This window comes from Methyloceanibacter marginalis (assembly GCF_001723295.1).
GTDB classification, from domain to species: Bacteria; Pseudomonadota; Alphaproteobacteria; order Rhizobiales; family Methyloligellaceae; genus Methyloceanibacter; species Methyloceanibacter marginalis.
The window spans coordinates 1-6,242 of record NZ_LPWD01000081.1 but is presented as its reverse complement, the minus strand read 5'-3'; the positions used below and the strand labels follow the sequence as shown (position 1 = coordinate 6,242).

The window sequence follows — 6,242 nt, the reverse complement described above, 5'->3', positions numbered from 1 at the left end:
ACCAGGCTGCCCCCGCGTCCCTCTCCGCTGCGGCCTTTGGCGATGCCGCGCACGCCATGGCGCATGCCGAAGATCTGCCGGACCTTGCCGGAGGCGGCCAGGCCTTGCTGCAAGCCCTCGACCACGCCGCCAGCGACTGGTTGATGACCGCGGTCGGACCGCCGGATTGCCCGATGACCGCATTGCCGGTTGGAAGATCAGCCACGCTCCCCCTCCTTGGGTTTTTGGAGGCGGCACCATGCCCCGGAGGGTTACTTCGTTGCAAGGCGGCACAGGCGCGCCGTATCCGCTCACGCGAGGCGCAGAAGGTGCAGGCTGAAGAGATCGGCCGGGTCGGTCCAGGCTTTAACCGGCTGCCAGCCAGCGCTTTGCGCTAGAGCCTGGAACTCCGAAACAGAATATTTGTGCGAGTTCTCGGTGTGGATGCGCTCGCCCTTCCCGAAGGAGAAGCTGCGTCCCATGACACGGACATCCTGGTCCGTGAGGCTTTGGAGATAAATCTCGATGCGGCCTTTCCCGTCATTGTAGAGGGCCGTGTGGGCAAAGCCGGTCGTATCGAAGTCGCCGTCGAGCTCCCGATTGATGCGCGCCAGCAGATTGAGACTGAAGGCGGCGGTGACGCCTTCCTCGTCGTCATAGGCGGGCAAGAGGATATCGAGGCTCTTCTTCAGGTCGACGCCGATGAGGAATGTGCTGCCCACACCTAGGATCTCGGCCGCGTTCTCGAGGAACGCCTTCGCCTCCTCATGCGTCAGATTGCCGATGGTCGAGCCGGAGAAGAATCCGAGCCTCTCGCCCCGCGGCGCGCCGGCAAGGTTGCGCGTGCGCATGAAGTCGCCGACGTGAGGCTTGACGTTCAGTCCGGGATGTTTGGCTTCGAGGCGCTTGGCCGCGTCCGCCAGAAAAGACTCCGAGACGTCGATAGGGATGTAGGTGTCGAGCCCGGCGAGCGCCTCGATGAGAAGGCTCGTCTTGCGGCTGGAGCCCGAGCCGAACTCCACGAGAGTTTCCACGTCGCCAGCGAGCGCGGCGATCTCATCGCCGTAGGAGTCGAGCAGCGCGGTCTCGGTGCGCGTCGGGTAGTACGCCTCGACCCGCGTGATGTCCTCGAACAGCGCCGAGCCGGTTGCGTCATAAAGGAAGCGTGAGGGGATGCTGCGCGGACGCTTGCTCAGGCCATGCAGGACCGCGTCCGCGAATTCCGCAATCTCGGCCGTGCGCCGCGCGGACTTGGTTGCCGAGGTGGAGGTCCGGCCCTCGGCCATCGATGAGGAGATGTCGCTTGCCATTACGCGTCCGCCGCGAGACGCAAGCCGGTGAACTGCCAGCGCTGATGAGGATAGAAGAAGTTGCGATAGGTCCGCCGCATATGCCCTTGAGGCGTGGCGCAGGAGCCGCCCTTGAGCACGAACTGGTTGCACATGAATTTGCCGTTGTACTCGCCGACGGCCGCCGGGTGCGGCCTTGAAGCTGGGTAGGGAAGATATGCGCTCGCCGTCCACTCCCATACATCGCCGAACATTTGACGGAGGCCGTCGCCGGCGTCCGCGGGCAGGGGCCGCAAATGATCGGCCCCGAGATCGCGCCCCTCGAAAGGATGTCCGGCCGCGGCGACCTCCCACTCGAATTCGGAAGGAAGCCGGTAGCCGGCCCAGCGCGCGAATGCGTCCGCCTCGAAGAAGCTGACATGGGTGACGGGCGCACCTAAGTCCACCGGGCGATAGCCGAGCAGGCTCATCTGCATATAGCCGCCTTCGGCCTCCTCGAAATAAAGAGGGCCGCGCCAGTCTTGCCCGTTGACCGTATTCCAGCCGTCGGCGAGCCACAGCGTGGCGGTTTCGTACCCGCCGTCCTTGATGAACTCGATCCACTCCGCGTTGGTGACGCAGCGATTGGCGAGTTTGAACGGCCGTATCAATTGCTCGTGCCGTGGCCCTTCGTTGTCGTAGGCGAAGCCGTTTCCATCATGGCCGACCTCGTAGATGCCGCCTTCGAAAGGCATGAACGCGAGCGGCACGGCCGTATGGGTCGACACGCCGGGGTCGGCCTCGCGATAGGCGGGCTTCAGCGGCCCGGCCGCGAACAGGCTCAAAATGTCGGTGAGCAGCAATTCTTGATGCTGCTGCTCGTGGTTGATGCCGAGCTCGATGAATGCCTCCGCCTCTGCCGGAAGGCCCTGAGCCATGAATTCCTCAAGCGCCTCGTCCACATGCGCGCGGTAGGCGCGCACGGCTTCCGTCGAGGGCCGCGTCAGCAAGCCGCGCTTCGGGCGCGGATGCCGCGGGCCGACGCTCTCGTAATAGGAGTTGAAGCAATATTCGAAACTGTCGTCGAACAGCCGATAGCCCGGCATGAAACGCGGCAGCACGAACGCCTCGAAGAACCACGTCGTGTGCGCGAGATGCCATTTGGTGGGGCTCGCATCGTCCATCGCCTGGACGACTTGATCCTCGTCGCTCAATGGCTCCGCCAACCGGAGCGACAAGCGCCGCGTCGCCATCAGGCGGTCGCGCAGGGAAGACGACTTGGTGGAAGCTTCCCGCCGGGGCTCGGCGAGAACGGTATGGCTCAGGCTCATGTTTCCTCCCGTGGGGGCTCGGGGACCTGACTCGCAACGCGCCATTTAGCAGCTTGTTCCGGCTCAGGAAACGAGCAACCATGCACAATTCCGTGACGATTGTTTGATTCTAACGAGAAGCTCTCCCGTGCGCGACACCCAACAAGACACGTTAGTTTGGCTCGACGGCCGCCAATCGCAAGCCGCCGCGGCGCTTCAGCGCGGGGTTTGCCGCAGCTTTCGCGCTCTCGGCTATTCGGTTGTGTGTGAGTTGCCCCTTGCCAATGGGCGGCGCGCGGACGTGGTGGGCCTATCGCCGTCGGGAGACATTTATATCGTCGAGATCAAGTCGTGCCTGATCGACTACCGCACGGACGGCAAATGGCACGAATATCTCGACTATTGCGACCGGCTCTATTTCGCCGTGGCTGCCGATTTTCCGTGCGAGGTCATTCCGGAAGAGGCGGGGCTCATCCTCGCCGACCGTTACGGCGCGGAACTGGTGCGCGAGCCGGTCGAGGATCGGCTCAACGCGGCCAGACGCAAGGCCATGATGCTGTGCTTCGCACGCGCCGCGGCGCTACGCCTTCAACACCATCTCGATCCCGGTTGCGGGTTCGAGAGCTGACAGGCGTCACGAGCCGCCAAACACGGTTCGCACGAAGTCCCGGTAGAGCAGCATCTGACGAGGCAGGGCCGACCTGTCATGGACGACCCGCGACAGGATGATGCCGCCGTCGACTACCACCGATAACATGTCCGCCACGTCGTCGAGGTCGACGGGAAGCTTCGGCGGGTATTTGGCCGCGATCAAATCCAGACGCTCGCGGAATCGGTCTCGCCAGGCGATGACCGTCGACGCGGTGAGATCGCGCACGTCCCTGTCGAACAGCCGGTCCTGATAGCAATACGCCGCAATGAGACAGCCGGGATGGCCGTTGGGCAGATCGGCGAAAACTTCCGACATCATCTTGAGCAAGACGAGAAAGCCGTGCAGCGGATCCTCGTTGAGCTCGTCGCGCGCCTGAAGAGATCATCGAAGAGAGCATTCTCGCGTTCGATGTAACGCTCCAACAAGGCCTTGGCCAAGGCGCCCTTGTCGCTGAAGTGATAGAAGAAGCCGCCCTTGGTGATACCGACGGCGGCGATGAGCTCGTCGATCGAAGTCCCGGCGAAACCCTTCTCGAGCACGCCGGCCTCCGCCGCGTCGAGGATGCGCTCGCGCGTATCGGCGGTCTTTCGCTGGATGAGGGGCTCTGCTGCGTTCGTCATCTGAAGCCTCTCCACGACTGTACCACGAGTTCAGTTGACCGGCACCGACGCATCGGCAAGCACCGTTCCATAGCGTGGCGCAAGCCGAACAAAGCAGGGAAATTCAAGCAATTTGCCCGACCGGCCGTGCCATACCACGAGTTCACTGGCGGCGTCTCCGCACAGGGCCCATCTAAGCGCCAACCGGCCCACCCTTGCGAACAGGAGACACGTTCATGACCCCAACCGACAGTCCCAAGTACCGGCACCCTTTTCTCCCGCTTGACGGCGGGCGCTTTCTCACCGACGGCGGGCTCGAAACGTCTCTGATTTTCCAAGAGGGCTGGGATTTACCCGCCATGGCGGCCTTCGTACTCATGGAGATCGAGCCAGGACGCAATGCCGTGCGCGACTATTTCGACCGTTACGTTCCAATGGCGGTCGCCCGCAAGGTTGGCTTCATCCTGGAAAGCCCGACATGGCGGGCTAACCCCGATTGGGGCGTCAAGATCGGCTACAAGCTCGAAAAGCTCGCGCAGATCAACCGCGACAGCATCGATCTGATGCGTGAGATCCGCACCAAGTTCGAGGGCCCGCATACGCCGATCTTGATCAGCGGCTGCATCGGACCCCGCGGCGACGGCTACGACCCGGGCGAACTGATGAGCCCCGAGGAGGCGCAAGCCTATCATGCCTGGCAGATCGGCGTGTTCGCGGATACCCGCTGTGACTGCGTCACGGCCATGACCATCACCAATATCAATGAGGCCATCGGCTTGGCACTCGCCGCCGAAGCGGCCGAGATGCCGTGCGTGATTTCCTTCACCGTGGAAACCGACGGACGCTTGCCGACCGGACATACCCTCGCAGAGGCGATCGAGACCGTGGATGCCGAGACCGGTTCGCTCCCGCCTATTACATCAATTGCGCCCACCCGACGCACTTCGCACCCACGCTGGAAGCAGGCACGGGATTGGGCCGGACGGGTTCGCGGCGTCCGCGCGAACGCGTCGCAATGCAGCCACGCGGAACTCGACAACTCGACCGAGCTCGATAGCGGAAATCCAAAAGAGTTCGGCGAGGAGTATGCCGCGCTCCTGGAGCGGCTACCGCACCTCACCGTCCTCGGCGGCTGCTGCGGAACCGACCATCGCCATATCGAGGCGATCAGCCGGGCCTGCTACGGCCGAGACCGAAAGGCGGCGTAGGGAAGCCTATTTCGGCGCGCGCTTGGCGAGAATGCGCTGCAGCGTGCGCCGATGCATGTTGAGCCGCCTTGCCGTCTCCGAGACGTTGCGATTGCAAAGCTCATAGACACGCTGGATGTGCTCCCAGCGCACGCGGTCGGCCGACATGGGGTTCTCCGGCGGCGGCGCCTTGTCGTCCGCAGAGGCGACAAGCGCGTTGTAGACGTCGTCCGCATCCGCGGGCTTCGCGAGGTAATCAACGGCGCCGATCTTCACCGCGGTCACCGCGGTGGCGATATTGCCGTAGCCGGTGAGCACGACGGCGCGGGAATCGGGCCGCAGCTCCTTCAACGTGGCAATCACGTCGATGCCGTTGCCGTCGTCGAGGCGCATATCCACCACGGCGAAAGCCGGCGGGCGGCGCTTGAGCATGCCGAGGCCTTCCTCGACCGATGCGGCCGCCTCGACCTCGAACCCGCGCGCTTCCATGGCGCGGGCGAGCCGCTGCAGAAAGGCGCGATCGTCGTCGACGATCAAAAGCGTGTTGTCCGGCGGCGGCGGGCTGAGGTCCTGTGACATGGTCGAGACCGGCTGGACGTCCATTGCTGAGCTCCTTGTCGTGACTAGCGAGCCCAACCCAGACGTAACCTCCCAAGAGTCTTTGTGAAATTATTGTGCGTGTAGGTAGGGACTTTCGCTTGGTGAGGCAAGTCTCGGCGGGGTGTAACTGTCGATCAAAGTGAACGAAATCCAGGAAAAACTGGCCAGTTTCGGTCCTAAGACCCCCGAAAACCCGCGACGAAACCCAAAATCACAGAAAAGACGCCGGTTCGAGTCCCTTATCCCGGCGCCTTCTCGAACTTGGCGCGTGGCCAGATCACGGTCACCACGGCCCCGGCCTGCGGCTCGGCCCGGTTGGCCAGTTCCAGCCGGGCACCGGAGCGCTCGAGCAGGGTCTTGGCGATGAAGAAGCCGAGCCCCATGCCGATATGCTCATCCGGCTGCTCCTCGCCCCTCTTTCCCGGGCGGGTGGTGACAAAAGGCTCGCCGAGCTGTTCCAGCACGTTCGGCGGAAAGCCCTCGCCGTCGTCGGCGATGACGAACCGCACCTCGTCCTGAGTCCAGGTGGCGTCGACCTCGACCGTGTGGGCCGCGAAGTCGATGGCGTTCTCCACGAGATTGCCGAGACCATAGATCACGCCAGGATTGCGCTGTGTCACCGGCTCGCGGGCGGCGGCGCTGCCCGG

8 protein-coding genes are annotated in these 6,242 nt (G+C 63.6%); 2 read left to right on the top strand and 6 right to left on the bottom strand.

Translation table 11 applies throughout. The features are described 5' to 3' along the window. Positions 1 to 290: 290 nt before the first annotated feature. Both egtD and egtB read right to left on the bottom strand, forming a co-directional pair. Positions 291 to 1,289 (bottom strand): L-histidine N(alpha)-methyltransferase, encoded by a 999-nt coding sequence (egtD, locus tag AUC71_RS03865; protein WP_069623206.1) that lies wholly within the window; start codon positions 1,287 to 1,289, stop codon positions 291 to 293. After that, complete coding sequence (egtB, locus tag AUC71_RS03860; protein ID WP_069623205.1) at positions 1,289 to 2,578, bottom strand: ergothioneine biosynthesis protein EgtB; 1,290 nt, start codon at positions 2,576 to 2,578, stop codon at positions 1,289 to 1,291. Before egtB ends, egtD begins: the two co-directional genes overlap by 1 nt. Before the next feature lie 127 nt (positions 2,579 to 2,705). Between egtB and AUC71_RS03855 the strand changes: the two genes are divergently transcribed. Then, positions 2,706 to 3,185 carry an MmcB family DNA repair protein gene (locus tag AUC71_RS03855; protein WP_083238055.1) on the top strand — a complete coding sequence of 160 codons (480 nt, stop codon included), beginning with the start codon at positions 2,706 to 2,708 and terminating at the stop codon, positions 3,183 to 3,185. Positions 3,186 to 3,191: 6 nt separating this feature from the next. On the opposite strand, the gene AUC71_RS22175 is transcribed toward AUC71_RS03855, so the two are convergent. Then, complete coding sequence (locus tag AUC71_RS22175) at positions 3,192 to 3,536, bottom strand: hypothetical protein (RefSeq protein WP_342021792.1); 345 nt, start codon at positions 3,534 to 3,536, stop codon at positions 3,192 to 3,194. Beyond that, a complete protein-coding gene (locus tag AUC71_RS22170) occupies positions 3,524 to 3,829 on the bottom strand; it encodes a TetR/AcrR family transcriptional regulator (RefSeq protein ID WP_342021791.1) in 306 nt (101 codons plus the stop codon). The genes AUC71_RS22175 and AUC71_RS22170 overlap by 13 nt, the downstream gene beginning before the upstream one ends. Before the next feature lie 215 nt (positions 3,830 to 4,044). Between AUC71_RS22170 and AUC71_RS03845 the strand changes: the two genes are divergently transcribed. Next, positions 4,045 to 5,016 (top strand): homocysteine S-methyltransferase family protein, encoded by a 972-nt coding sequence (locus AUC71_RS03845; RefSeq protein WP_083238054.1) that lies wholly within the window; start codon positions 4,045 to 4,047, stop codon positions 5,014 to 5,016. A 6-nt stretch (positions 5,017 to 5,022) separates the two neighbouring features. On the opposite strand, the gene AUC71_RS03840 is transcribed toward AUC71_RS03845, so the two are convergent. Both AUC71_RS03840 and AUC71_RS03835 read right to left on the bottom strand, forming a co-directional pair. Beyond that, on the bottom strand, positions 5,023 to 5,598 hold the full coding sequence (locus tag AUC71_RS03840; RefSeq protein ID WP_083238053.1) for an ActR/PrrA/RegA family redox response regulator transcription factor: 576 nt from the start codon (positions 5,596 to 5,598) through the stop codon (positions 5,023 to 5,025). A gap of 236 nt (positions 5,599 to 5,834) precedes the next feature. Further along, on the bottom strand, positions 5,835 to 6,242 hold a 408-nt coding region (locus AUC71_RS03835; RefSeq protein ID WP_141701433.1), incomplete at its 5' end, for an ATP-binding protein.